Below are 23504 nucleotides of genomic sequence, written 5' to 3' on the forward strand. Positions count from 1 at the left end.
AGGGCGGAGGGCCGCCGGACAATTCGAAGGTAGGTTAGCCTAACCTCAGATCTTGTCCAGAGGTGGGGAGCCCTTGGCTCGAGAGCGTGAGCGAGACGGTCCGCGCGCCGCTCACAACGCGCCTACCCTGACGGGACGTTGGCCGAAACGCCGGTCCGGAAGATGATCAGGATCACTTGGGCATCGGCGGGACCGGCAGGTTGTAGACGTGGTCCGGGCTGACGATCCGCGTGATGGCGTCGCCGAACAGTGTGCTCGGCTCCGTCTTGCCGACGAGGACGTCGGTGTTCAGGAGCACGACCAGGGTCGCCTCCGCGGAGGGCAGATAGATGGTCAGCGACTCGTAGCCGGGCAGCGAGCCGTTGTGGCCGATCCAGCCCTGGACGTCGAAGATGCCGAGACCGTACCCGGCGCCCCGGATACCGGTCGAGGGTGTCCGCAGGCGCTCGCGCTGGGTGGCCGGTTCCACCATCGTGGAGCCGTCGGGGAAGGTGCCGGTGGCCACCGTGCGCGCCCAGATGCGCAGATCGTCCCGGTTCGAGATCATCGCCCCGGCCGCCCAGGCCCACGACGGGTTCCAGTCCGTGGATTCCTCGATCCTGCCGGAGGCGGTCTGGTTCGTGTAGCCCTGCGCGTGCGGTGCGGGGAAGTCCGCGTTCGTCGGGAACACGGTGTCCGTCATGCCGGCCGGCTCCAGGACGTTCTCCTGGACGAAGTCGTGCAGGGGCTGGCCGCTGGCCTTCTCGACGACCAGGCCCAGCAGGATCAGATTGGTGTTGCAGTAGAAGAACTTCTCGCCCGGCTCGAACATCGGGGGGTGCTTGAACGCGTAGTCCAGCAGCTGCTGCGGGGTGAAGACGCGGTTCGGATCGGACGTCAGCGCCTTGAAGAAGTCCGGGTCCTCGGAGTAGTTGAACAGCCCGCTGCGCATGCCGGCCAGTTCGCGCAGGGAGATCTCGTCACCGTTCGGCACGCCGTCGACGTACTCGCTGATCGGGTCGTCCAGGCTGATCCTGCCCTGGTCGACCAGTTGCAGCACGGCCGTGACGGTGAACGTCTTCGTCTCGCTGCCGATCCGCCAGAACAGGTCCTGCGCCATCCGCCGGCCGGTGCTCTTGTCGGCCACCCCGAAGGAGCGCTCGTACTCCCCCTTGTCGGGCGTCCACAGCCCGACCGTGACGCCCGGGACGTTCGCCTCGCGCATGACCCGCTGGATCGCCGTGTCCAGCCGCTGCCGGACCTGCGGGGTGATCTCCCGGAAGTCGTCGCCCGGGGAGGGTTCCGGCTGGGTGACGGCGGCGGGAACGGCACCGGCCGAGGGGGCCGCGGTCGCCGCGGTCACCGGCACCAGGAGAACGGCCGCCGCTCCCGCGGCCACAGCCCCCCTGCGAAGTCGTCTCGACGTGAACGTCATGGGCTGCTCCCAGCGCATGAGGGTGTCGCCGTAGCCCTGCTCGCAGGCCCGTCGGGCCGTACTCCACCAGCCTAGGAGCGCCCCCGCCGGATCGCGCGTCGAACCGGCGGGGGCCCCGGAGACCGCCGCGGGCTCCGCTCCCGGGCGGGATGTCAGCTCACCAGGCCCAGCTCCCGGGCGATCAGCATGCGCTGCACCTCGCTCGTGCCCTCGCCGATCTCCAGGATCTTCGAGTCCCGCCACATCCGGGCCACCGGGTACTCGTTCATGAAGCCGTAGCCGCCGTGGATCTGCGTGGCGTCGCGGGCGTTGTCGACGGCGACGGTCGACGAGTACAGCTTGGCCAGCGCCGCCTCCTTCTTGAAGGGCTCCCCGGCCACCAGCCGGGACGCCGCGTCACGCCAGGCGAGCCGCGCCGTGTGGGCCTTCATCTCCATATCGGCGATCTTGAAATGGATCGCCTGGTTCGCCCCGATCGGGCGGCCGAAGGCGTGACGTTCCTTCGCGTACCTGACCGACTCGTCGACACACCCCTGCGCCAGACCCGTCGCCAGCGCCGCGATGGCGATCCGGCCCTCGTCCAGGATGCGCAGGAACTGCGCGTACCCGCGGCCCTCCTCGCCCAGCAGGTTCTCCGCGGGCACCCGCACGTCCGCGAAGGACAGTTCGCGGGTGTCGGAGGCGTTCCAGCCGACCTTGGAGTACGGGGCGGCGACCGTGAAGCCCGGGGTGCCGGAGGGGACGATGATCGCGGAGATCTGCGGCTTGCCGTCCGGCTTGCGGCCGGTCACCGCCGTCACCGTGACCAGACCCGTGATGTCCGTGCCCGAGTTGGTGATGAAGCACTTGGTGCCGTTGATCACCCACTCGCCGGTCGCCGGGTCCCTGCGGGCGGTCGTCCGGGTCGCCCCGGCGTCGCTGCCGCCGTCCGGCTCGGTCAGCCCGAACGCGCCCAGGATCTCGCCGGAGCACAGCCGCGGCAGCCACTGCCGCTTCTGCTCCTCGGTGCCGAACAGATGGATCGGCATCGCGCCCAGCGAGACGCCCGCCTCCAGCGTGATGGCGACCGAGGAGTCCACCCGCGCCAGCTCCTCCAGCACGATGCCCAGCGCGAGATAGTCGCCGCCCATGCCGCCGTACTCCTCCGGGAACGGCAGCCCGAACAGGCCCATCCGGCCCATCTCGCGGACGATCTCGTACGGGAACTCGTGCCGCTCGTAGTAGTCGCCGATCTTCGGGGCCACCACGTCGTGCGCGAACTCCTCCACGGTGCGGCGCAGTTCTTCCAGCTCGGGGGAGAGACGGTGGTCCATCGTTGTTCACTGCTCCTTGTGGGAGAGGGCTCGGACGGTGCGGGACGGGCTGGGCCGGCCCAGGTGTCCGGCCAGCCACACGCTCGTGGCGGTGAGCCGGCCGAGGTCGACACCGGTGTCGATGCCGAGGCCCCGCAGCATCCACACCAGGTCCTCGGTGGCGAGATTGCCGGTGGCGGACTTCGCGTACGGGCAGCCGCCCAGGCCGCCCGCGGAGGCGTCGACGGTCGTCACCCCGTGCTGGAGCGCCGCGAGGGTGTTCGCGAGCGCCTGGCCGTAGGTGTCGTGGAAGTGCACGCCCAGCGCGTCCACGGGGACGCCTTCGGCGGTGAGCGCGCTGAGCAGTGCCGTGACATGGCCGGGCGTGGCCACGCCGATGGTGTCGCCGAGGCTCAGCTCGTCGCAGCCCATGTCCATCAGCGCCCGGCAGACGCGGACCACCTGGGGGACGGGCACCGGGCCCTCCCAGGGGTCGCCGAAGCACATCGACAGATAGCCGCGGACGTGCCCGCCCTCCGCCTTCGCCCGGCCGACCACCGGCTCGAACATGGCGAGCGCCTCGTCGACCGTGCGGTTGAGGTTGGCCTTCGCGAAGGACTCGGTGGCGCTGGCGAACACGGCGATCCGGCGGGCGCCCAGCGCCAGGGCGCGGTCCAGGCCGCGCTCGTTGGGCACGAGCACCGGCAGGTCCACGGGAAGGTCCCTGACCCGCGGGAACAGCTCCTCCGCGTCGGCCAGTTGGGGCACCCACTTGGGGTGCACGAAGCTGGTCGCCTCGATCGTCGTCAGGCCCGCGTCGGCGAGGCGGCGGATGAACTCCGCCTTGACCTCCACGGGCACCGTCGCCTGCTCGTTCTGCAGACCGTCACGGGCGCCGACCTCGTGGATCCGCACGCGGGCGGGCAGGCCGTCGGCGGGCACGGTCATGGGCAGTGCGCCGGGTGTCATCGCGCAGCCTCCTTCGACGCGCCCGCGGGTGCGGCCGCGGACGTGTCCTCGTGCGGGGTGATGACCGCCAGCACCTGGTCCATGGCGACCGCGGTGCCGGGCGTGACGTCCAGTTCGGCGACCGTGCCCGCGTGCGGGGCGGAGATGACGTGCTCCATCTTCATCGCCTCCACGACGAGCAGGCTCTGACCGGCGGTCACCTCGTCGCCGACCGCGACCTTCACCACCGTGACCGTGCCGGGCATGGGCGCGGTGAGGGAGTCGGCGCCGGCGTGGGCGGCCCGGTCCAGGGACGCGGCCACCGGGTCGTGGTCGCGGACCTGCCAGGCGTCGCCGTCCCGGCCCAGCCAGTCGCCCGCGCGGTGGAAGGTGTGGCGGACGCCGTCGAGGGTGACGTGCACCCGGTCCTCGGTGACGGTGTGCGCGCCCCGGCAGGCGTGGGTGACGGGGTCGGTTCCCGGCACCCGCAGGGGGAAGGCGACGGGCCGGTGCTCGCCGCCCAGGCGCCAGCCGCTCGGCACCGAGAACGGGTCCGTCCAGCCGCCCTCCTGGCGCGGCCTGAGCGCGTCCAGCCGGACGGCGGCCGCCGCCTCGTACACCTCCTCCGGCACGTCCGTGGAGACCAGGTCGTCCACGACCCGCTCCACGAGCCCGGTGTCCAGCTCGCCCGCGACGACCGCCGGATGGGCGAGGAGGCGGCGCAGGAAACCGGCGTTGGTCTGCACGCCCAGGGTGACCGTCCCGGCGAGGGCCGCGCGCAGCCTGCGCAGGGCGGTGGCGCGGTCCGGGCCGTACGCGATCACCTTGGACAGCATCGGGTCGTACAGGCTGCCGACCTCCGTGCCCTCGGTGAGCCCCGAGTCGGTGCGGACGCCGTCGCCCTCGGGCTCGCGCAGCCGCAGCACCGTGCCGCCGGAGGGGAGGAAGCCGCGCGCGGGGTCCTCGGCGCAGATCCGGGCCTCGACGGCGTGCCCGGTGAGCCGGATGTCCTCCTGCCCGTACGGCAGCTTCTCGCCGGCGGCGACGCGCAGCTGCCACTCCACCAGGTCCAGGCCGGTGACCAGCTCGGTGACCGGGTGCTCCACCTGGAGGCGGGTGTTCATCTCCATGAAGTAGTACTGGGAGGGGTCGCCGCCCGGGACGATGAACTCCACCGTGCCCGCGCCGACATACCCGCAGGAGCGGGCCGCCTGCACCGCCGCCTCGCCCATCGCCGCGCGGGTGGCCTCGTCGAGGAGCACGCTCGGCGCCTCCTCGATGATCTTCTGGTGGCGGCGCTGCAGGGAGCACTCGCGCTCCCCGAGGTGCAGCACGTTGCCGTGGGCGTCGGCCAGCACCTGGATCTCGATGTGCCGGGGCCGGTCGATCCACCGCTCCACCAGCAGCGTGTCGTCGCCGAAGGAGACGCGGGCCTCGCGGCGGGCGGCGGCGATCTCGTCGTCCAGCCGGTCCAGGTCGCGCACCAGGCGCATGCCCTTGCCGCCGCCGCCCGCGGACGGCTTCAGCAGCACCGGCGCGCCCAGCTCGCGGGCCGCCTCGGCCAGCTCCGGGTCCCGGCCGCCGGGCACCACCGGCACCCCGGCCGCACGGACGGTCTCCTTGGCGCGGATCTTGTCGCCCATGAGGGCGATGGCGTCGGCGGGCGGCCCGATGAACACCAGCCCCGCGTCGGCGCAGGCGCGCGCGAAGGCGGCGTTCTCGGCGAGGAAGCCGTACCCCGGATGGACGGCCTGCGCGCCGGTGCGGGCCGCGGCCTCGAGCAGCCGCTCCACCGACAGATAGGACTCGGCGGCCGGCGGCGGGCCGATCCGCACCGCCGTGTCGGCGTCGCGTACGTGCTTGGCGTCGGCGTCGGCGTCGGAGAAGACGGCCACGGAGCGCACGCCGAGCGCGCGCAGCGTACGGATGACCCGCACGGCGATCTCGCCGCGGTTGGCCACGAGAACGGTGTCGAACATGGTCGTGAACCCCCTCACATCCGGAAGACGCCGAACTGCGGCTCGCCCAGCGGGGCGTTCGCGCAGGCCGTCAGGGCCAGGCCCAGCACCTGCCGGGTCTCCAGCGGGTCGATGACGCCGTCGTCCCACAGACGGGCGGTGGCGTAGTAGGCATTCCCCTGCCGCTCGTACTGCGCGCGGATCGGGGCCTTGAAGGCCTCTTCCTCCTCGGTCGGCCACTCCTCGCCGCGGGCCTGGAGCTGGTCCCGTTTGACGGTGGCGAGGACGGAGGCGGCCTGCTCGCCGCCCATGACGGAGATCTTGGCGTTGGGCCACATCCACAGGAAGCGCGGCGAGTACGCCCGGCCGCACATCGAGTAGTTCCCCGCGCCGTACGACCCGCCGACCACCACGGTCAGCTTCGGCACGCGCGTGCAGGCGACCGCCGTCACCATCTTGGCGCCGTGCTTGGCGATGCCGCCCGCCTCGTAGTCCTTGCCGACCATGAAGCCGGAGATGTTCTGCAGAAACACCAGCGGGATGCCGCGCTGGTCGCACAGCTCGATGAAGTGGGCGCCCTTCTGGGCGGACTCGGCGAACAGGATGCCGTTGTTGGCGACGATGCCGACCGGGTGGCCGTGGATCCGGGCGAAGCCGGTGACCAGGGTCTGCCCGAACTCGGACTTGAACTCGGCGAACCGCGAGCCGTCGACGACGCGGGCGATGATCTCCCGGACGTCGTACGGGGTGCGCGGGTCGGCCGGGACCGCCCCGTACAGCCCGTACGGGTCGACCTTGGGCTCGACGGCGGGCCGCACCTCCCACGGGACGCCCCGGCGCTCCGGCAGGGTGGCGACGATGTTCCGCACGATCCGCAGGGCGTGCGCGTCGTCCTCGGCGAGGTGGTCCGTGACACCGGAGATCCGGGAGTGCACCTCGCCGCCGCCCAGCTCCTCGGCGGTGACGACCTCGCCGGTCGCGGCCTTCACCAGCGGGGGGCCGCCGAGGAAGATCGTGCCCTGGTTGCGCACGATCACGGCCTCGTCGCTCATCGCGGGCACATAGGCGCCGCCGGCCGTGCAGGAGCCGAGCACGGCGGCGATCTGCGGGATGCCGGCGCCCGACATCCGGGCCTGGTTGTAGAAGATCCGCCCGAAGTGGTCGCGGTCCGGGAACACCTCGTCCTGCATCGGCAGGAAGGCGCCGCCGGAGTCCACGAGATAGAGGCAGGGCAGCCGGTTCTCCAGGGCGACTTCCTGGGCGCGCAGGTGCTTCTTCACCGTCATCGGGTAGTACGTCCCGCCCTTGACGGTGGCGTCGTTGGCGACGATCACGCACTCGCGTCCGCTGACCCGGCCGATCCCCGCGATCACCCCCGCGGCCGGCGCCTGCCCGTCGTACATCCCGTCCGCCGCCAGCGGGGCCAGCTCAAGGAAGGGCGAACCCGGGTCGAGCAGTGTGTCCACGCGGTCGCGCGGCAGCAGCTTGCCGCGCGCGGTGTGCCGGGCGCGCGCCTTCTCACCACCCCCGAGCCGGGCGGCGGCCAGCTTGCCGCGCAGCTCCTCGACCAGCGCGCGATGCGCCGCCTCGTTGGCCTGCCAGGCCTCCGACGCGGGATCCACCGCGGTCGTCAGCTCCGGTGCCTGGTCCATCCTGCGGTCCCCTCACCTTGTTAATGAGCGTTAACGCATTTCCTCCAGGTTAACGACCGCTAACCTCCCTGTCTAGAATTGCTTCCATGGCCACGAGAACCGACGCCCCCACCCGCCGCGAGCAGATCCTCAAGGAGGCCGCCCGGCTCTTCGCCGAGCGCGGCTTCCACGGCGTCGGCGTGGACGAGATAGGCGCCGCGGTCGGCATCAGCGGCCCCGGGCTCTACCGCCACTTCGCGGGCAAGGACGCGATGCTCGCCGAGCTGCTGGTCGGCATCTCCGGCCAGCTCCTGACCGGGGCGAGGCAGCGCCTGAAGGAGGCGGAGGGCGCCGGGGGAGCCGACGGGGCGGCCCCGGAGACGGTCCTCGACTCGCTCATCGAGGGCCACATCGACTTCGCGCTCGACGACCGTCCCCTCATCACCCTGCACGACCGCGAGCTGGACCGCCTCCGGGAGAGCGACCGCAAGCTGGTCCGCCAGCTCCAGCGGCAGTACGTCGAGCTGTGGGTGGACGTCCTGCGCAAGGTCTACCCCGCCCTCGCCGAGCCCGCCGCCCGCTCGGCCGTCCACTCCGTCTTCGGCCTGCTGAACTCCACCCCCCACCTGGGCCGCCGCGGCTCCCTGCCGGGCCGCGGGGCGACGGCGGAGCTGCTGCACCGGATGGCCCGGGGGGCGTTCGCGGCGGCGGGCTCCAACTCCGCCGCGCAGTGACCGTTCCCGGCGGGCGGAGGCCTTCTCCGCGCGGGCGGTAGCCCGCCGCCACGGCGGCCCCGTCCGCGCTGCCCGCCGCCGGCCCGGGGGTCTTCCCGGCCCCGGACACTCCCGCCTCCGGCACCGCCATCGGAGTGCGGAACGGCATGCCCGGCCTGGCGAAGCCGCGCGACCGCGCGGGCCGGCCGGCCCGGGGCCCCGCGCGGGGGGTTTCCGGCGTCTTCTGCGCCGCGCGGGTGAAGGCCGCCCGGATCCGCCTCGGTGCCCGCCGCCGCAGGCGCGGGGCTGACGGCGGCTCATGCCGTCCGTCGGGGAACCGGCGCCCACTCGTCGGACAACCGGCGCCCATTCGTCAAAACCGTCGCCCGAAGGGGGCCGTGGGCGCGGCGGGCGTGACGAGCGTTACCACCGCCCCGCTCTGGACTCCCCTCCCTACTCGCCGGTACGGTAAGCCTGAGCAAGCGCTTAGATACGTACCGGTGGAGGTGGCGGCGTGCGCCGTACGGTGTTCAACGAGGATCACGAGGCGTTCCGGGAGACCCTGCGCGCCTTCATCGAGGCCGAGGTCGTCCCGGTCTACGACGAGTGGTTCCAGGCCGGCCAGGCGCCGCGCGAGTTCTACTACAAGCTCGCCGAGCTGGGCCTGTTCGGCATCAACGTGCCGGAGGAGTACGGCGGCGCCGGTCTGGAGACGCACAAGTTCGAGGCGATCCAGTACGAGGAGACCGCCCGCGCGGGCGTCACCTTCGGCGGCTCCGGCGTGCACGTGCTGCTCGCTCTGCCGTACATCAAGATGCTCGCCACCGACGAGCAGAAGAAGCGCTACCTGCCCAAGTTCGTCTCCGGCGAGGAGATGTGGGCCATCGCCATGACCGAGCCGGGCACGGGCTCGGACCTGGCCGGCATGAAGACCACCGCCAAGCTCAGCGAGGACGGCACGCACTACGTCCTCAACGGCGCCAAGACCTTCATCACCGGCGGCGTCCACGCCGACAAGGTGATCGTCTGCGCCCGCACCGCCCCGCCCACCGCCGAGGACCGCCGCTACGGCATCTCGCTCTTCGCCGTGGACACCAAGTCCGAGGGCTACTCCGTCGGCCGCAAGCTGGACAAGCTCGGCCTGAAGGTCTCCGACACCGCCGAGCTGGCGTTCGTCGACGTGAAGGTCCCGGTCGAGGACCTGCTCGGCGAGGAGAACAAGGGCTTCTCCTACCTCGGCGCCAACCTGCCCTCCGAGCGCTGGGGCATCGCCTTCGGCGCCTACGCGCAGGCCAAGGCCGCCGTCCGGTTCGCCAAGCAGTACGTGCAGGAGCGGACGGTGTTCGGCAAGCCCGTCGCCGCCTTCCAGAACACCAAGTTCGAACTCGCCGCCTGCCAGGCCGAGGTGGACGCGGCCGAGGCCGTCGCCGACCGGGCGCTCGAAGCCCTCGACGCCGGCGAGCTGACCCCCGCCGAGGCCGCCTCCGCGAAGCTGTTCTGCACCGAGGTCGCGCACCGCGTGATCGACCGCTGCCTCCAGCTGCACGGCGGCTACGGCTACATGAACGAGTACCCGATCGCCCGCCTGTACGCCGACAACCGCGTCAACCGCATCTACGGCGGCACCAGCGAGATCATGAAGACGATCATCGCCAAGGACATGGGCCTGTAAGCAACGGTCCCCCAACTCCCGCTGAGTGGCGATGAGTCAGGCACTCGACGACCTCCTCGGTCTGCTCGACCTCGAACAGATCGAGGAGAACATCTTCCGCGGCCGCTCCCGGTCCGCCGTCGTCCCCCGGGTCTTCGGCGGACAGGTCGCGGCACAGGCGCTGGTCGCCGCGGGCCGTACGGTCCCGGCGGACCGCACGCCCCACTCCCTGCACGCGTACTTCCTGCGCACCGGCGACCCCGGCGCGCCCATCGTGTACACGGTCGACCGGCTGCGCGACGGCCGCTCCTTCACCACGCGCCGCGTCGTCGCCGTCCAGCACGGCAAGCCGGTCTTCGGCCTGTCCGCCTCCTTCCAGACGGACGAGGAGGGCCTGGACCACCAGGCGCCGATGCCGCCCGCCCCCGACCCGGCGACCCTGCCGACCGGCGAGGACCGGCTGCGCGGCTACCCGCACCTCGACCCGCAGGTCGTGGAGCGGTTCATCGAGGCGCGGGCCGCGGTCGACCTGCGCTACGTCGACGACCCGCCGTTCGGCCACTACGGCGCCCCGCGCGAGCCGCGCTCCCAGGTGTGGTTCCGCACCGACGGCAAGCTCGCCGACGACCCCCTGCTGCACATCGCGCTGGCCACCTACGTCTCCGACATGACGCTGCTCGACTCGGTCCTGCTCGCGCACGGCCGCGGCGGCTGGGCCGTCGGCGACGTGGTCGGCGCCTCGCTGGACCACGCGATGTGGTTCCACCGCCCGTTCCGCGCCGACGAGTGGCTGCTGTACGACCAGGAGTCCCCGTCGGCGTACGGCGGGCGCGGTCTCGGCCAGGCCCGCATCTACACCCGCGACGGCCGGCTCGCCGTCTCGGTGATCCAGGAGGGCGTCGTCCGCGTACCGCGGTGACGGTATGCCGGTGTGCCGTTATGCCGTTATGCCGTTATGCCGGTGTGACGGCTCGACGGCTCGACGGCTCGACGGTGCGGCGGCCGGCGCGCCCGCCCGGTCCGCCGTACCCGTTCACACATTCGTCAGGCATTGGCCAGACTTGTTGACCGTTCCACCTCTATCATCGAAAGCGCTTCACCCCTGTCAGAAGGGTCGCTTACGGTCTCCCCACGCCATCTGACCCGCGCTGCCACGGAGTTCGCCGTACCGGCTCCCGCCGGGACGGCTGCTCAGGGCTGCCCGTCCGTGAGGAGACCCGTCGCCGTGCCGCTCTTCGGAAGACGCCGCAGGCGCGCCGCCCAGGAGGCCCCGGCCACCGCCGCGTTACCGCCGCCGCTGGCGTTCGAGATCACCATGGACGAGCTGCGGGCGATCGAACGGGTCACGCTCCACGCCCGGACGCAGCTGCGCACCCTCAGCGACGCCTCCGCGTCGACGATCGCCGACGCCAGCGGCTCCCCGCTCGTCACGGCGCTGTACGAACGCGCCGGCGCCGCGCACGCGCTGGGCCGCTCCGCCGTCCCGATGCTCGTCAGCGAGATCGGCCTGGTCGAGGCGGCCGTGCTCAACCTGGAGTCCTACGCGGGCCACGAGGTGGTGCTGGCCGAGGGGTACGCCCTGCTGAACCGGCTGGCGTTCCTCACGGGGCGGGCCCGGGTCGGCCAGGTGATCGGGGGAGTGATCACGCTCCCGGCGGCGGCCGGTCTTCCGGCGGTGCGCCTGTCGCCTACGCCAGCCCCGCCTCCGCCAGGAGGTAGGCCGTCATCGGGTCGTAGTACCGAGGACTGACCACGTGGTCGTCGAGCGGCACCGTCACCTGGACGGTGCCCTCCGCCTCGGCGAGGAACAGCGCCGGGTCGTTGCAGTCGGCGTAACCCACCGAGTCCACCCCGTGCTGCCCGGCGTACCCCGCCCAGCCGTGGTCGGCGACGACCAGGTCGGGCAGCGGACGGCCCTCGCGCTCCAGCCCGGTCAGGATGGCCTTCATCGGCTCGCCGGAGTGGGTGTGCCACAGGGTCGCGCCGTGCTCCAGCACCGCCACGTCCGCGAACTGCATGACGTAGCCCTCGTCCGTCTGGAGGCCGTCCGGGATGACGACGATCTCGCAGCCCGCGGCCCGCAGCGCGGCGGCCGTCGCCCGGTGCACGTCGAGCAGCCCGCCCGGGTGACCGGTCGCGAACAGCACGCGCTGCCGCCCGTCGGCCGCCTTGCGCAGCCGCGCCGCCATCCGCTCCAGCCCGGAGACGGTCAACTCCGGGTCGATGGTGTCCTGGCCGTACCGGTACTCCGGGTCGTCGTTCACCCCGGCCCGCTCCGCCATCACCGCGAGCACGTCCTGCTCGTCGCTCCAGCGCTCACCCAGCTCCAGGCCGAGCCAGTAGTGGCGGTTGCCGTTCGCCAGCTGGCGGTAGTGCGAGAGGTTGTTCTCACGGGGCGTGGCGACGTCCCCCGCGATACGGGTCCTCACGAGATGGTCGACGAGTTCGGCGCGGCTGGGGGTCCCGGGTATCGGCATGGTTCTCATTGTGAGGCAGTCGCGCGTGTCCGTCCTTGACGTCGCGGGGTCTGGGATGTGGATCACGCCCGCGGTCACGCCCGCCCGATCCCCGCCTACACCTGCCGCAACGCGAACCACAACTCCATGCGCACATCCGGATCGTCCAGGTCCGCCCCCAGCAGTGCCGCGCACCGCGCGATGCGCTGGCGGACGGTGTTGCGGTGGACGGAGAGGGCGACCGCGGTGCGGTCCCAGCTGCCGTGCAGGGAGAGCCAGGTGCGCAGGGTCTCGGGCAGGGGCGGGGCGAGGGGGGCCAGGAGGGCGCGGGCGTGGGCGGCGGCCTCGGCTGGGGGGACCAGGTCCGTCAGGGTGGGGCGCGGGTTGTGGTGCACCACCGGGGTGCGGGTGGCGCGGGCGCGGGAGAGGGCGCGGGCCGCCTGGGTGTCCGCGTCGGCCAGGGCGTCCGGGCCGGCGGGGGCGCTGACGCCGAGGGTCCAGCCGGGGGGCGGGGCGGGGGTGTGCCCGGCGGGCAGGAGGACGCGGACGACGTCGCCCGCGGTGTCGACGAGGGGGGAGCCCAGCGCCGTGCCCAGGGCGGCGGCCGCGACCGGGTCGGGGGCGGCCCCGGCCTGTGGGACCGCGTGGACGACGAGCCAGTGGTCCGTCGCGCCGAGGAGGGGCGCGACCTCCTCGGGCGGGGCGCCCAGGAGCAGCCGGACCAGGGCGGAGGAGCGGGCCGCGCCGGTGCCGCTCTGGTGCTCGCCGGTGAGGAGGGCGAGGAGGACGGCGGCGACGGACGCGATGGTGTGGTCGCCGGGGTCCCGGTGCGGGCAGGCCACGCCGAGGACGAAGCCCTGGCCGGTGCCCAGGGCGTAGACCGCGAGGTGGGTGCCCGCGACGGTGTCGGTGGCGGTGGTGGCGGAGGCGCGCGCGGTCAGGACGTGGACCAGGTCGGTGAGGGCCGTGAGCGCCGCCTCGTCCGGTGCCCGGCCCGCCGCCGCGATCTCCGTCCCCTCCGGGCCGTACAGCACCGCCCTGCCCGCGACCCGCTGGGCCAGCCGGCGCAGGACGGACGGGACCGGGTCCGGGCGGGCCGCCGCGGCGGCGAGGCTCTGCTGGGCCTCGGTCACCCGGCGCAGTTCCGCGAGACGCGCCTGGGCCATCAGCTGCCAGACGGCGCGGGCGACACCGGAGAAGGTGGTCTGCGGGGGCACCTCCAGGAGGGGCAGGCCGTACGTCTCGCAGGCGGCGACCAGGGCGCGCGGGACCGTGTCGTGCACCGGGGCGAGGCCGAAGCCCAGCGCCGCGCCGCCGGCCTCGACCAGACGTGAGACGTACGCGTCGAAGTAGCCCCCCGAACCCTCGGCTCCGCTCGGGCCGCAGGCGCCCCCGTCCGAGCCCGCCGCCTGCGGGACGTGCACGCCCGCCGTCAGCAGCAGCTCGCCGCCCAGGATGTACGGGTAGGGGTCGGACATCTCCGAGGTGTGCGCGGAGTGGATCGAGACGTCCGCGGCCGGCGGTCCGGCGATCTGGCGCAGCGCCAGGTCCTCGCGGGCGAGGAGCGCGGAGAGCGGGATCGGCGGGGTGGGGGGAACGGGCGGCGGCGTGTCGGGCATGATGTGCGATTCCTCCATCCCGTTCCGTTCAAGTGGATGAAACGTACACTTCGCAGTCGCTTTCCGGCCACCTACTGTCGGTCGCGGCCGGCGGCCGCGGGTACGGGCGGTTGTCCCCGCGACGAGCCACCGGGCAAACGCCATTGCACGACACGCCACCGGGAGTGCGCGAAGGAGGCCCCATGGCCGTCGACTACATCGTGATCGTCGTCTATCTGGCCGGGATGCTGGCCATGGGCTGGTGGGGCATGCGCCGCGCCCGGTCCAAGAGCGAGTTCCTGGTGGCGGGCCGCCGGCTCGGCCCGGCCATGTACTCCGGCACCATGGCGGCGATCGTCCTCGGCGGCGCCTCCACCATCGGCGGGGTGGGCCTCGGCTACCAGTACGGCCTCTCCGGCGCGTGGATGGTCCTCACCATCGGGCTCGGGCTGCTCGCCCTGTCCGTCTTCTTCTCCGCGCGGATCGCCCGCCTGAAGGTCTACACCGTCTCCGAGATGCTCGACCTGCGCTACGGCGGCCGGGCCGGGGTGATCTCCGGTGTCGTCATGTGGGCGTACACCCTCATGCTCGCGGTCACGTCCACCATCGCCTACGCCACGATCTTCGACGTCCTCTTCGACGTGAACCGCACCCTCGCGATCGTCCTCGGCGGCTCGATCGTCGTCGCGTACTCCACCCTCGGCGGCATGTGGTCGATCACGCTCACCGACATGGTGCAGTTCGTGGTGAAGACCGTCGGCGTGCTGCTTCTGCTCCTGCCCATCGCCGTCGTCAAGGCGGGGGGCTTCGGCGAGATGAAGGCGCAGCTGCCCACCGATTACTTCGACCCGCTGGGCATCGGCGGCGAGACGATCTTCACGTACGTGCTGATCTACACCTTCGGCATGCTCATCGGCCAGGACATCTGGCAGCGCGTGTTCACCGCCCGCAGCGACCGCACCGCCCGGTGGGGCGGCACCGTCGCGGGCACCTACTGCCTGGCGTACGCCGTGGGCGGCGCGGTCATCGGTACGGCGGCCAAGGTGCTGTACCCGGACCTCGCGAGCGCCGACGACGCCTTCGCCACCATCGTCCGGGACGAGCTGCCGACGGGCGTGCGCGGGCTGGTGCTCGCCGCCGCGCTGGCCGCCGTGATGTCGACGTCCTCCGGGGCCCTCATCGCCTGCGCGACCGTCGCCAACAACGACATCTGGGCGCGGCTGCGGGGGGCCGTGCGGCCCGCGGGCGAGGAGCACGACGAGGTCAAGGGCAACCGGGCCTTCATCCTCCTCATGGGCGTCGCCGTGATCCTCACCGCCATCGCGCTCAACGACGTCGTCGAGGCGCTGACCGTGGCGTACAACCTGCTCGTCGGCGGGCTGCTGGTGCCGATCCTCGGCGGGCTGCTGTGGCGGCGCGGCACCGCGGCGGGCGCGCTCGCCTCCGTCGCCGTCGGCGGCCTCGCCGTCACCGGCCTGATGGCGGCCTACGGCATCCTCGCCAACCAGCCCGTCTACTACGGCCTCCTGGCCTCCCTCGCCGCCTACGTCGTCGTCTCCCTGGCGACCGAGCCGACCGACGAGGCGGTGCTCGCCGCCTGGCGCGACCGGCTCGCCGGCCGGGCGGCACCCGAACCGACGGCCTCCGAAGCGACGGCCTCCGAAGCGACGGACGGCACCCGAACCCGTGTCCGAAGCGGTGGCGACTCCACAGTAGAGTCGTATACCGGTCAGTAGTGGTACTGAGCAGTACCTGCGCGACGAAGCGTAAGAAAGAAGGCATTTCCCCATGAGCAGCAACGAGACGCCCCGCGGCCCGGTCGACTCCTCCCGCGTCCCGCGGTACGCCGGCCCCGCGACCTTCGCCCGGCTGCCGCGCCTCGACGAGGTCGGCACCGCCGATGTCGCCGTGATCGGCGTGCCGTTCGACTCGGGCGTCTCGTACCGGCCGGGCGCCCGCTTCGGCGGCAACGCCATCCGCGAGGCCTCCCGCCTCCTGCGCCCGTACAACCCGGCGCAGGACGCCTCCCCGTTCGCCCTCGCCCAGGTCGCGGACGGCGGCGACATCGCCGTCAACCCGTTCAACATCAACGAGGCCGTGGAGACCGTCGAGGCCGCCGCCGACGACCTCCTCTCCACCGGCGCCCGCCTGATGACCCTCGGCGGCGACCACACCATCGCCCTGCCGCTGCTGCGCTCGGTCGCGAAGAAGCACGGCCCGGTCGCCCTGCTCCACTTCGACGCCCACCTCGACACCTGGGACACCTACTTCGGCGCCGAGTACACCCACGGCACCCCGTTCCGCCGCGCCGTCGAGGAGGGCATCCTCGACACCTCGGCCCTCTCCCACGTCGGCACCCGCGGCCCGCTCTACGGCAAGCAGGACCTCACCGACGACGAGAAGATGGGCTTCGGCATCGTCACCTCCGCCGACGTCTACCGCCGCGGCGCCGACGAGATCGCCGACCAGCTGCGCCAGCGCATCGGCGACCGCCCGCTGTACATCTCCATCGACATCGACTGCCTCGACCCGGCCCACGCCCCCGGCACCGGCACCCCGGAGGCGGGCGGCATGACCTCCCGCGAGCTGCTGGAGATCCTGCGCGGCCTCGCGTCCTGCAACCTGGTGTCGGCGGACGTCGTCGAGGTGGCCCCCGCGTACGACCACGCGGAGATCACCTCCGTGGCGGCCTCCCACACGGCGTACGAACTCACGACGATCATGTCCCGGCAGATCGCGGCGGCCCGCGAGGCCGGTAAGGAGAACGAGGGCAAGTGACCCACGACCACGACCTGGAACTCCGCCCGACGGCCGCCCAGACGGAGGCCGCGCTGAACCCTCCCCCCGGCCGCACCGGCGGAGACCTGGTCGTGGAGACGCTGGCCGGGCTGGGCGCGACCACCGTGTTCGGGCTGCCCGGCCAGCACGCCCTCGGCATGTTCGACGCCCTGCGCCGCTCCGACCTGCGCTACATCGGGCTGCGGGTGGAGAACAACGCCGCCTTCGCGGCGGACGCGTACGGCCGGATCACCGGCGAGGCGGCCCCGCTCCTGCTGTCGACGGGACCGGGCGCGCTGACGTCACTGGCGGCGCTCCAGGAGGCGGCGGCGGCCTCGGCGCCCGTCCTCGCCGTCAGCAGCCAGATCCCGACGGCCGGCCTGGGCGGCGGCCGCCACGGCTACCTGCACGAACTCCCCGACCAGGCCGCGTCCTTCCGCGGCGTGGTGAAGTCCGTCCACACCGTGCGCACCCAGTCCCAGATCCCGTCCGCGATCGCCGCCGCCTGGAAGTCGGCGCTGACCGCTCCGCACGGGCCCGTGTGGGTGGAGATCCCGCAGGACGTGCTGCTCGCCGAGACGCACCTGCCGGTGGTGACCGGGGTGGACGCCACCCCGGAGGACCTGGTCCCGCGCCCCGAACTCACGGCCGTGGCCGCCCACCTGCTCTCGCACGCCGAGCGCCCGGCGATCATCGCGGGCGGGGGAGTGGTCCGCGCGGACGCCTCGAAGAAGCTGCGGCAGCTCGCGGAGAAGCTCCAGGCACCGGTCGTCACCACCTTCGGCGGCAAGGGCGCCTTCCCCTGGGAACACCCGCTCTCCCTCCAGTCCTGGCTGGAGGACCGCCACACCACCGACTTCCTGGAGGACGCCGACGTCCTGCTGGTGGTCGGCTCCGGCCTCGGCGAACTCTCCTCGAACTACTACACGTTCAAGCCGCGCGGCCGGATCGTCCAGATCGAGGCCGACCTCGGCAAGCTGGAGTCCAACCACCCGGCGCTCGGCATCCACGCGGACGCCCGCCTCGCCCTCCAGGCACTGCTGGAGACGACGCGCGAGCGGGAGGACGCCACGGCCCCGGCGCGCGTCCGGGAGGTCCTCGACAAGGTGGCCGCGCGCCTCGCCGCGCAGGACCTCACCCTGGAGCAGCGGGTGCTGGCGTCGGTCCGCCGGGCCCTGCCCGCGCGGGCGCCCTCCTTCTGGGACATGACGATCCTCGCCTACTGGGCCTGGTCCGCCTTCGACCCCCAGGGCCCCAACCGCATGCACTCCGCCCAGGGCGCCGGCGGCCTCGGCTACGGCTTCCCGGCCGCCCTCGGCGCCGCCGCGGCCGACCCGACGACCCCGGTCCTCGCCGTCTCCGGCGACGGCGGCGCCCTCTACTCCATCGCCGAACTGGCCACGGCCCGCCAGTACGACCTGAACGTCACCTGGCTCATCGTCGACGACGGCGGCTACGGCATCCTCCGCGAGTACATGACGGACGCCTTCGGCCAGGCCACGGCGACGGAACTGACCCGCCCCGACTACGCGGCCCTGGCGGAGTCCTTCGGGGTGCCCGGCGTGCGGACGACCCCCGAGTCGCTGGAGTCGGACCTGGCGAAGGCACTGGCGACGCCGGGCCCGTCGGTGGTCGTCCTCCCGGCACTGCTGCGGATGTTCGCACCGACGCACCTGGGCTGAGCGCGGGTCCTACCAGATCGCCTCGACCCACTCCGGGTGGTCGATGAACGGGTTCCGGTTCTTCTGGTAGGTGTCGTAGATGACCTGGTTGCGGCGCTCCTCGAAGGCGTCCGGCGGGTCCTCGTCGTTCCACTGCTTGAGCACCGACAGCCGGCCCATGTACGGGTTGCTGCCGTTGCTGACGCTGTCGTTGCCCTCCAGGTCGGCCCAGCCGTCGCCGCCCTCGTACCGGACGATCATGTAGAAGATCATGCGGGCCACGTCGCCCTTGACGGCGTCGCGCGGCTCGAAGGAGTTGGAGTCGGTGAGGCTGCCGCCGGAGTCGGTGAAGCCGCTGCCGCCGTTGTCGAAGTCCTTGTTGCCCCGTATCCCGTTGACCTGGACGTCCTCCGGGCGGATGTGGTGCAGGTCGGTGCCCGGACCGGTCGAGGTGGTGAGGTCGCCGTGGCTGATGGCCCACACGTGCTCGCGGTTCCAGTCGCCGACGTCACCGCCGTTGAGGGTCTTGCTGCGGGAGATGCCCGAGTACAGCAGTTTGACGTTGTTGCTGTTCGCCGGGTCCTGGTCGGTGACCTTCAGCGCCTCCCAGAGCGCCGAGTAGGACAGCTTGTTCTGGCTGCTGATGATGGTGTGCAGCGAGGTCTTGAGGCTGGTGCCCGTCTTGCCCACGGCGTTCTTGTAGTACGTCGAGTCGTACGCCGTCGTGGTCGCCGCCGCGGGGGTGGCGGTGAGGGCGGGGGTGGTGAGGCCGGCCAGGACGGCGGCCGTGACCAGGGCCACTGACTTCCAGCGGCGGGTGCGTGTCGCCAGCATGTGGGGTCCCATCTACGCGGGTTGATCGGAGGCGGCACCCGGGAGAGTGGCATGGACATGCAGTCAAATGGGTGACAGGTGGGTGTCGGTTGGATGACGGGAACGGACAACTCGCGTCACTCGGCGCGAGAGCGGCCCGCTCAGGCCGTCTTGCCCGGCAGCAAGTCCTTCCACTTCTCCTCGTACATGGCCCGCTGCTCCGCGAACCCCCGCTCGAACGCCTCGCACTCCTCGGGGTTGAAGTTGCCCGAGGGGATGCCGCCGGCCGGGATGAACTCCGCGATGCCCCGCACCAGTTCCAGGGCCGCCGCGGCCCGCGCCTCCGGCTGCCTGGCCGTCGCCTCGTACAGCTGGCCGCCCACCTTGTCCAGGAGCCGGCGCAACTTGTCCTCCGGGCCATTGGTGATCACGTAACGGGCGCGGCCCGGCCTGCCCAGCTCGTCGGTTCCGGCGCCGATACGTTCCAGCGCCCACAGCGCCGCGTACAGCCGCCCGCACGACTGTGCGATGTCACGCTTCCGCTGCCCCACCGCGCCCCCTTCGCCGGCCCGGCGTAGTCCTACCCGCTGCCCGGCCTCGTCATGTGAGCGCCGGCCGAACCGGCAGTTCACCGTCCCTCACCGCACCGACGAACGAGACCCAACCGGCCGCCGGGAAGACCACGGCGGGGCCGGCCGGGTTCTTGGAGTCGCGGACGGGGATGCCGGTGGGGTGGTTGTCGAGGACTTCGAGGCAGCTGTCGGCCTCCGGGCCGCTGTAGGACGACTTGCGCCAGCCGTTCAGCGTGGCCGCGTTCGTTATCGCGCGGTCAGTCATGGTGCCCGTGCTCCCTACGGTGAGTCGCTTCCTGCAGCCGCCCCTCCGGTCAGGCCGGGAGAGTGCCGTTCCCGACCGCCCTGACGAACGAGGCCCAACCGGCCGCCGGGAAGACGACGGCGGGGCCGGCCGGGTTCTTGGAGTCGCGGACGGGGATGCCGGCGGGGTGGTTGTCGAGGACTTCGAGGCAGCTGCCGGCGTTGTTGTCACTGTGCGAGGACTTGCGCCAGCCGCTCAGCACGGCCGCGTTCGGGATGGCTCGGTCAGTCATGATGCCCGTACTCCTTCGCCGTGGCCCTGAGCAGAGCCAGTGAGTCCTTGAGCGACAGGGCGTCGCCCAGTGCGAGATCGTAGCGATGCTGCATTTTCAGGACGGCGGACGGGGAGTCGTGGAGCTTCCCCAGGTAGCCGCCCTCGGTGTAGGCCAGCGGCGGTTGGTCCTCGAACCACAGCAGCGTGAGCATGCTGTGCGCCAGGGGATGGTGACCTACTTCGAACGGCATCACGTGCACGCGGATTCGTCGGCTCTCGGCGAGACGCACCACGTGCATGATCTGCTCCGCCATGACATCCGCACCGCCGATGGGACGCCGCAACACCGTCTCGTCCAAAACTGCCAACACTACGGGTGTCACCGGGTCTTGAAGGATCTTCGCGCGCTCAAGGCGTGTGACAACGCGCCTGTCACATTCCTCATCACTCACCGGAGGGAACGCCGAGCCCAGAACCGCACGCGCGTACCCTTCCGTTTGGAGGATGCCCGGAAAGTATGCGAGCGCGAACTCGTGGATGGCTGTCGCCTGTTGTTCGAGTACGCGGACCTTCTCGAAGTACTCGGCGATCGACACGTCCTCGTCCCGCGGCAGGAAACTGCTCAGCACATTCCCCGTGTTCAGAGCCCTGTCCAGCCGTCGCGCGTCCTCCCGCGACGGCACCCTGCGGCCCGCCTCGATGTGGGCGATGTGCGAACGCGTCATGATCGCCATGTCGGCCAGTTGCTGCTGTGTCAGGCCGGCCGCCTCGCGCTGCTGCTTGAGCCAATCGCCGTAGATGGTGCCCACCGGATCAACTCCCTTGTGACAAGTGACTGGTCACACCCGACCCCCTGGCGAGCCTAGCCAAGCTCCTCTCAGTCTGTGAGCGGATCACCACAGAGAGCGAACACCGCAAGGAGTCGAGGCATGTCCCACCGCATCACCCGCATCACCGGTCTCACCGCACCGCTGCTCCGGCTGCTGCGCCGCCGACGGCGCCCCGGTGCCGCCGTCCACCGGCCGTCCGTCCACCCCGCCGGCCCGCGGCCGCCGCGTCCGGGTACGGCCCGCCCGGCCGCGGTGCCGGGGATCGGCCTCGGCTCGCTCGGCATGCCGGCGGTGGAGAGGGAGGCGGGCAGGTGACGGGCGACGCGCACGGGCGGGTGCTGTCCTGGACCGGGGCGGACGGCAAGCGCTGCATCGTCGTCACGGACGGGAACGGCCTCCTGTCCCGGTCGGCCGACACGGTGGAGCGCGTGCGACTGGACATGGCCGCGGGGCTGCTCGACCACGCGGCGGACCTCCTCGCGGACGAGCGCGCGACCGCCGCGCAGCTCCGCTTCACGCTCGCCCGCATGCGCGAGGCGCTGGCCGACGTCCACCGAATCGCCGAGAGCCGGGGTGCCGGCCTGCCGTGACAGCGGTGCGTGCAACCGTTGGCCAGGCCCGTGAGTCAAGTAGGGCATGGCTCACCTCAGACCGCGCCGTACCCACGTGCTCGGCGCCACTCTCGCCGCCGGCGCCCTCATATCCACCGCGGCAGCCGCGTCCCCGGCGGCCGCCGCCACACCCGCCGTCAGCTGCACCTCGGCGAACGCCGCCCTCGCGGCGAAGCTGAAGAAGGACATCACCGCCGCCCTCGCCAACCGCAAGGGCACCATCGCCGTCGGTGTGTACGACCGCAGCACCAAGACGACGTGCACGCTGCGCGCCTCCACCGCCTTCGACTCGGCGAGTGTGGTCAAGGTCACGGTCCTCGCCGCACTGCTGTGGGACGCGAAGAACCAGGGCCGGTATCTCACCGACCGTGAGGCGAGCCTCGCGAAGGCCATGATCACCAAGTCGGACAACGCCTCCACGAGCACCCTGTGGAAGCAGCTCGGCATGACGAAGATCAAGGGCTTCCTCGCCGCCGCGGGCATGACCCAGACCAAGCCCGGTGCGAACGGCTACTGGGGACTGACCCAGATCACGGTGACCGACGAGCAGAAACTGCTGAAGCTCATCACCGCCAAGAACACCGTCCTCAGCGACAACTCCCGCGCCTACATCCTCAAGCTGATGAGCCAGGTCGTCTCCTCGCAGCGCTGGGGCACCCCGTACGGCGTCCCCGCCGGCGTCACCGTCGCCGTGAAGAACGGCTGGCTCTCGCGCGCCACCAACGGCTGGCGGGTCCACAGCATCGGCGCCTTCAAGGGCGGCGGCCACGACTACACCATCACCGTGCTGACCCACGGCAACAGCACCATGAACTACGGCATCACCACCATCCAGAACGTCGCCAAGGTCGTCCACCGCGACCTGGCCGCCGCCTGACCCGCGCCCCCGGCAGAACCACCGGCCCCTTCCCGCGCGTCTGTTTCCACGGTGCCACCAGTGGAAGCGGACGAGGGAGGGGCCGTGGAGCAGCCCAGGGCGGCATTGGCCGAGCGGATTGCCGAGCGGAGAGCGGGGGTCGGCGATCCTCGCGCCCTGGTGGGGGAGATGCGGCGCTCGATCCTGCTGGTGCCCGTCTCCGACGGGGGCCTGTGGTCGGCGCGTTCGGGCGGGGTGCGGTGGATCTGCGGCTTCACGGACGAGCCGGCGCTGGCCCGGTTCGCCCTGCGGCACGGGCCGGGTGAGCGGCCGGTGGACTACGCGGCGCTCCTGGGTGCCCGCATCGTCGACGAGATCGTGCCGTCGCTGGGCGAGCCCGCCGGTCTCGCCGTGAACATCGCCGACGAGGACGGGTCGATGTTCTTCCCGCCGGTCACCGGGATCGTCCCGGACGGTGCCGCGGTCGACGCCGCTACCGCCCCGGACCGTGCCGCCGTCGACGCCGGTAGGGCGCCGGAGGGGGGCGACCGTGGCTGACGGGAAGGACCTGAACTTCGACAAGGCGGCGGTGGCGCGGTTCACCAAGGGCGTGGGCGCCACCATCGACGGGCTGGGCGACCTGGGCGGCGCCACCGGCTCGGTGATGGGCAAGGGCTTCTCCGAGCTGTCGATGACGGGGATGGAGGCCGGCCACCACGGCCTGTCGGTCGACTTCGAGGACTTCTGCGAGCGCTGGGAGTGGGGCGTCCGCGCCCTGGTGCACGACGCGAGCGAGATCGCCAACCGTCTCGGCCTCGCCGCGGGCACCCAGTGGGAGCACGACCAGTACGTTCAGGGCGCGCTGAAGGTGGGCGTGAACTCCGTGATGGGCGGCAACCCGCACGCCTCCGAGGAGGACATCACGCGGCAGAACTGGGGCGACGTCTTCACACCCGACGCCCTCGACCCGGACTGGAGCCCGGAGTCCTTCGACCGGGCCGGTCAGGAGATGGCGCAGACCTGGAAGGACACCGGCCGGACGGTCCTGACCGAGGGGCAGGGCGGCCGGCAGTCGCAGATCCTCAACGACGCGCTCGGCATCTCCGACGACCAGTGGAACCAGGCGCTGGACGACACCTTCGGCCCGTCGCCGGAGGAACGCGCCCGGCAGGCGCAGCAGCAGGGTGACAACGGGGGCAACTGAA

24 protein-coding genes are annotated in these 23504 nt (G+C 72.1%); 12 read left to right on the top strand and 12 right to left on the bottom strand.

The window, feature by feature from the left end:
* Positions 1-172 precede the first annotated feature (172 nt).
* The 5 genes from AB0K92_RS09915 to AB0K92_RS09935 all read right to left on the bottom strand — a co-directional run bounded on the left by AB0K92_RS09915 (position 173) and on the right by AB0K92_RS09935 (position 7264).
* Positions 173-1414 carry a serine hydrolase domain-containing protein gene (locus tag AB0K92_RS09915; RefSeq protein ID WP_365921143.1) on the bottom strand — a complete coding sequence of 414 codons (1242 nt, stop codon included), beginning with the start codon at positions 1412-1414 and terminating at the stop codon, positions 173-175.
* A 152-nt stretch (positions 1415-1566) separates the two neighbouring features.
* Positions 1567-2727 (bottom strand): acyl-CoA dehydrogenase family protein, encoded by a 1161-nt coding sequence (locus tag AB0K92_RS09920; RefSeq protein ID WP_365921145.1) that lies wholly within the window; start codon positions 2725-2727, stop codon positions 1567-1569.
* Between the two features lie 6 nt (positions 2728-2733).
* A complete protein-coding gene (locus AB0K92_RS09925) occupies positions 2734-3675 on the bottom strand; it encodes a hydroxymethylglutaryl-CoA lyase (protein ID WP_365921147.1) in 942 nt (313 codons plus the stop codon).
* Positions 3672-5633, bottom strand: a complete 1962-nt coding sequence (locus AB0K92_RS09930; RefSeq protein WP_365921149.1) for a biotin carboxylase N-terminal domain-containing protein — start codon at positions 5631-5633, stop codon at positions 3672-3674. Before AB0K92_RS09930 ends, AB0K92_RS09925 begins: the two co-directional genes overlap by 4 nt.
* A gap of 14 nt (positions 5634-5647) precedes the next feature.
* The gene (locus AB0K92_RS09935; RefSeq protein WP_365921151.1) at positions 5648-7264 is read right to left on the bottom strand and encodes a carboxyl transferase domain-containing protein; all 1617 of its coding nucleotides are present in this window, start codon (positions 7262-7264) and stop codon (positions 5648-5650) included.
* A gap of 86 nt (positions 7265-7350) precedes the next feature.
* Between AB0K92_RS09935 and AB0K92_RS09940 the strand changes: the two genes are divergently transcribed.
* From AB0K92_RS09940 to AB0K92_RS09955, 4 genes are all read left to right on the top strand, one after another.
* Positions 7351-7977 carry a TetR/AcrR family transcriptional regulator gene (locus AB0K92_RS09940; protein WP_365921153.1) on the top strand — a complete coding sequence of 209 codons (627 nt, stop codon included), beginning with the start codon at positions 7351-7353 and terminating at the stop codon, positions 7975-7977.
* A 493-nt stretch (positions 7978-8470) separates the two neighbouring features.
* On the top strand, positions 8471-9628 hold the full coding sequence (locus tag AB0K92_RS09945; RefSeq protein ID WP_365921155.1) for an acyl-CoA dehydrogenase family protein: 1158 nt from the start codon (positions 8471-8473) through the stop codon (positions 9626-9628).
* 31 nt (positions 9629-9659) lie between these two features.
* A complete protein-coding gene (locus AB0K92_RS09950) occupies positions 9660-10526 on the top strand; it encodes an acyl-CoA thioesterase II (protein WP_365921157.1) in 867 nt (288 codons plus the stop codon).
* A 306-nt stretch (positions 10527-10832) separates the two neighbouring features.
* Complete coding sequence (locus AB0K92_RS09955) at positions 10833-11357, top strand: hypothetical protein (protein WP_365921159.1); 525 nt, start codon at positions 10833-10835, stop codon at positions 11355-11357.
* Here the strand turns inward: AB0K92_RS09955 and AB0K92_RS09960 are convergent.
* Complete coding sequence (locus AB0K92_RS09960) at positions 11296-12084, bottom strand: phosphatase (protein WP_165998829.1); 789 nt, start codon at positions 12082-12084, stop codon at positions 11296-11298. The two genes, AB0K92_RS09955 and AB0K92_RS09960, sit on opposite strands and share 62 nt — an antisense overlap.
* Before the next feature lie 95 nt (positions 12085-12179).
* Positions 12180-13682: a PucR family transcriptional regulator gene (locus AB0K92_RS09965; RefSeq protein WP_365921161.1), complete on the bottom strand. Its 1503-nt coding sequence runs from the start codon at positions 13680-13682 to the stop codon at positions 12180-12182.
* Between the two features lie 182 nt (positions 13683-13864).
* Here AB0K92_RS09965 and AB0K92_RS09970 point away from each other — a divergent pair, with 182 nt between their 5' ends.
* The 3 genes from AB0K92_RS09970 to AB0K92_RS09980 are packed head-to-tail and all read left to right on the top strand — an operon-like array spanning position 13865 to position 18121.
* Entirely contained in the window at positions 13865-15397 is a 1533-nt protein-coding gene (locus tag AB0K92_RS09970) for a sodium:solute symporter (protein WP_365921163.1), read from the top strand.
* A 52-nt stretch (positions 15398-15449) separates the two neighbouring features.
* Positions 15450-16439: an agmatinase gene (speB, locus tag AB0K92_RS09975; RefSeq protein WP_165998825.1), complete on the top strand. Its 990-nt coding sequence runs from the start codon at positions 15450-15452 to the stop codon at positions 16437-16439.
* Positions 16436-18121, top strand: coding sequence for a thiamine pyrophosphate-binding protein (locus AB0K92_RS09980; protein ID WP_365921165.1), 1686 nt, complete (start codon positions 16436-16438; stop codon positions 18119-18121). The genes speB and AB0K92_RS09980 overlap by 4 nt, the downstream gene beginning before the upstream one ends.
* Positions 18122-18130: 9 nt before the next feature.
* On the opposite strand, the gene AB0K92_RS09985 is transcribed toward AB0K92_RS09980, so the two are convergent.
* From AB0K92_RS09985 to AB0K92_RS10005, 5 genes are all read right to left on the bottom strand, one after another.
* On the bottom strand, positions 18131-18934 hold the full coding sequence (locus tag AB0K92_RS09985) for an endonuclease (RefSeq protein ID WP_365921167.1): 804 nt from the start codon (positions 18932-18934) through the stop codon (positions 18131-18133).
* A 140-nt stretch (positions 18935-19074) separates the two neighbouring features.
* On the bottom strand, positions 19075-19464 hold the full coding sequence (locus tag AB0K92_RS09990; protein ID WP_365921169.1) for a hypothetical protein: 390 nt from the start codon (positions 19462-19464) through the stop codon (positions 19075-19077).
* 49 nt (positions 19465-19513) lie between these two features.
* A complete protein-coding gene (locus AB0K92_RS09995) occupies positions 19514-19750 on the bottom strand; it encodes a DUF397 domain-containing protein (protein WP_365921171.1) in 237 nt (78 codons plus the stop codon).
* A 49-nt stretch (positions 19751-19799) separates the two neighbouring features.
* A complete protein-coding gene (locus AB0K92_RS10000; protein ID WP_365921173.1) occupies positions 19800-20021 on the bottom strand; it encodes a DUF397 domain-containing protein in 222 nt (73 codons plus the stop codon).
* Positions 20014-20811 (bottom strand): helix-turn-helix transcriptional regulator, encoded by a 798-nt coding sequence (locus AB0K92_RS10005; RefSeq protein WP_365921175.1) that lies wholly within the window; start codon positions 20809-20811, stop codon positions 20014-20016. The genes AB0K92_RS10000 and AB0K92_RS10005 overlap by 8 nt, the downstream gene beginning before the upstream one ends.
* Before the next feature lie 120 nt (positions 20812-20931).
* On the opposite strand from AB0K92_RS10005, the gene AB0K92_RS10010 reads away from it, so the two are divergent.
* The 5 genes from AB0K92_RS10010 (at position 20932) to AB0K92_RS10030 (ending at position 23503) form a co-directional block, all read left to right on the top strand.
* Positions 20932-21147 (top strand): hypothetical protein, encoded by a 216-nt coding sequence (locus tag AB0K92_RS10010; RefSeq protein ID WP_365921177.1) that lies wholly within the window; start codon positions 20932-20934, stop codon positions 21145-21147.
* Entirely contained in the window at positions 21144-21422 is a 279-nt protein-coding gene (locus AB0K92_RS10015; RefSeq protein WP_365921179.1) for a hypothetical protein, read from the top strand. The genes AB0K92_RS10010 and AB0K92_RS10015 overlap by 4 nt, the downstream gene beginning before the upstream one ends.
* 46 nt (positions 21423-21468) lie before the next feature.
* Positions 21469-22320 carry a serine hydrolase gene (locus AB0K92_RS10020; RefSeq protein ID WP_365921181.1) on the top strand — a complete coding sequence of 284 codons (852 nt, stop codon included), beginning with the start codon at positions 21469-21471 and terminating at the stop codon, positions 22318-22320.
* A gap of 84 nt (positions 22321-22404) precedes the next feature.
* A complete protein-coding gene (locus AB0K92_RS10025; RefSeq protein ID WP_365921183.1) occupies positions 22405-22857 on the top strand; it encodes a hypothetical protein in 453 nt (150 codons plus the stop codon).
* A complete protein-coding gene (locus AB0K92_RS10030) occupies positions 22850-23503 on the top strand; it encodes a hypothetical protein (RefSeq protein ID WP_365921185.1) in 654 nt (217 codons plus the stop codon). The genes AB0K92_RS10025 and AB0K92_RS10030 overlap by 8 nt, the downstream gene beginning before the upstream one ends.
* Position 23504: the final 1 nt, after the last annotated feature.

It is taken from the genome of Streptomyces sp. NPDC052687, assembly GCF_040678395.1.
Classification (GTDB): domain Bacteria; phylum Actinomycetota; class Actinomycetes; order Streptomycetales; family Streptomycetaceae; genus Streptomyces.

Bases quoted from the DNA above. Each gene is read 5' to 3' on its own strand.
- AB0K92_RS09915 (WP_365921143.1), bottom strand. From the start codon at position 1,414: ATGACGTTCACGTCGAGACGACTTCGCAGGGGGGCTGTGGCCGCGGGA.
- AB0K92_RS09920 (WP_365921145.1), bottom strand. From the start codon at position 2,727: ATGGACCACCGTCTCTCCCCCGAGCTGGAAGAACTGCGCCGCACCGTG.
- AB0K92_RS09925 (WP_365921147.1), bottom strand. From the start codon at position 3,675: ATGACACCCGGCGCACTGCCCATGACCGTGCCCGCCGACGGCCTGCCC.
- AB0K92_RS09930 (WP_365921149.1), bottom strand. From the start codon at position 5,633: ATGTTCGACACCGTTCTCGTGGCCAACCGCGGCGAGATCGCCGTGCGG.
- AB0K92_RS09935 (WP_365921151.1), bottom strand. From the start codon at position 7,264: ATGGACCAGGCACCGGAGCTGACGACCGCGGTGGATCCCGCGTCGGAG.
- AB0K92_RS09940 (WP_365921153.1), top strand. From the start codon at position 7,351: ATGGCCACGAGAACCGACGCCCCCACCCGCCGCGAGCAGATCCTCAAG.
- AB0K92_RS09950 (WP_365921157.1), top strand. From the start codon at position 9,660: ATGAGTCAGGCACTCGACGACCTCCTCGGTCTGCTCGACCTCGAACAG.
- AB0K92_RS09960 (WP_165998829.1), bottom strand. From the start codon at position 12,084: ATGCCGATACCCGGGACCCCCAGCCGCGCCGAACTCGTCGACCATCTC.
- AB0K92_RS09965 (WP_365921161.1), bottom strand. From the start codon at position 13,682: ATGCCCGACACGCCGCCGCCCGTTCCCCCCACCCCGCCGATCCCGCTC.
- AB0K92_RS09970 (WP_365921163.1), top strand. From the start codon at position 13,865: ATGGCCGTCGACTACATCGTGATCGTCGTCTATCTGGCCGGGATGCTG.
- speB (WP_165998825.1), top strand. From the start codon at position 15,450: ATGAGCAGCAACGAGACGCCCCGCGGCCCGGTCGACTCCTCCCGCGTC.
- AB0K92_RS09985 (WP_365921167.1), bottom strand. From the start codon at position 18,934: ATGCTGGCGACACGCACCCGCCGCTGGAAGTCAGTGGCCCTGGTCACG.
- AB0K92_RS09995 (WP_365921171.1), bottom strand. From the start codon at position 19,750: ATGACTGACCGCGCGATAACGAACGCGGCCACGCTGAACGGCTGGCGC.
- AB0K92_RS10000 (WP_365921173.1), bottom strand. From the start codon at position 20,021: ATGACTGACCGAGCCATCCCGAACGCGGCCGTGCTGAGCGGCTGGCGC.
- AB0K92_RS10010 (WP_365921177.1), top strand. From the start codon at position 20,932: ATGTCCCACCGCATCACCCGCATCACCGGTCTCACCGCACCGCTGCTC.
- AB0K92_RS10020 (WP_365921181.1), top strand. From the start codon at position 21,469: ATGGCTCACCTCAGACCGCGCCGTACCCACGTGCTCGGCGCCACTCTC.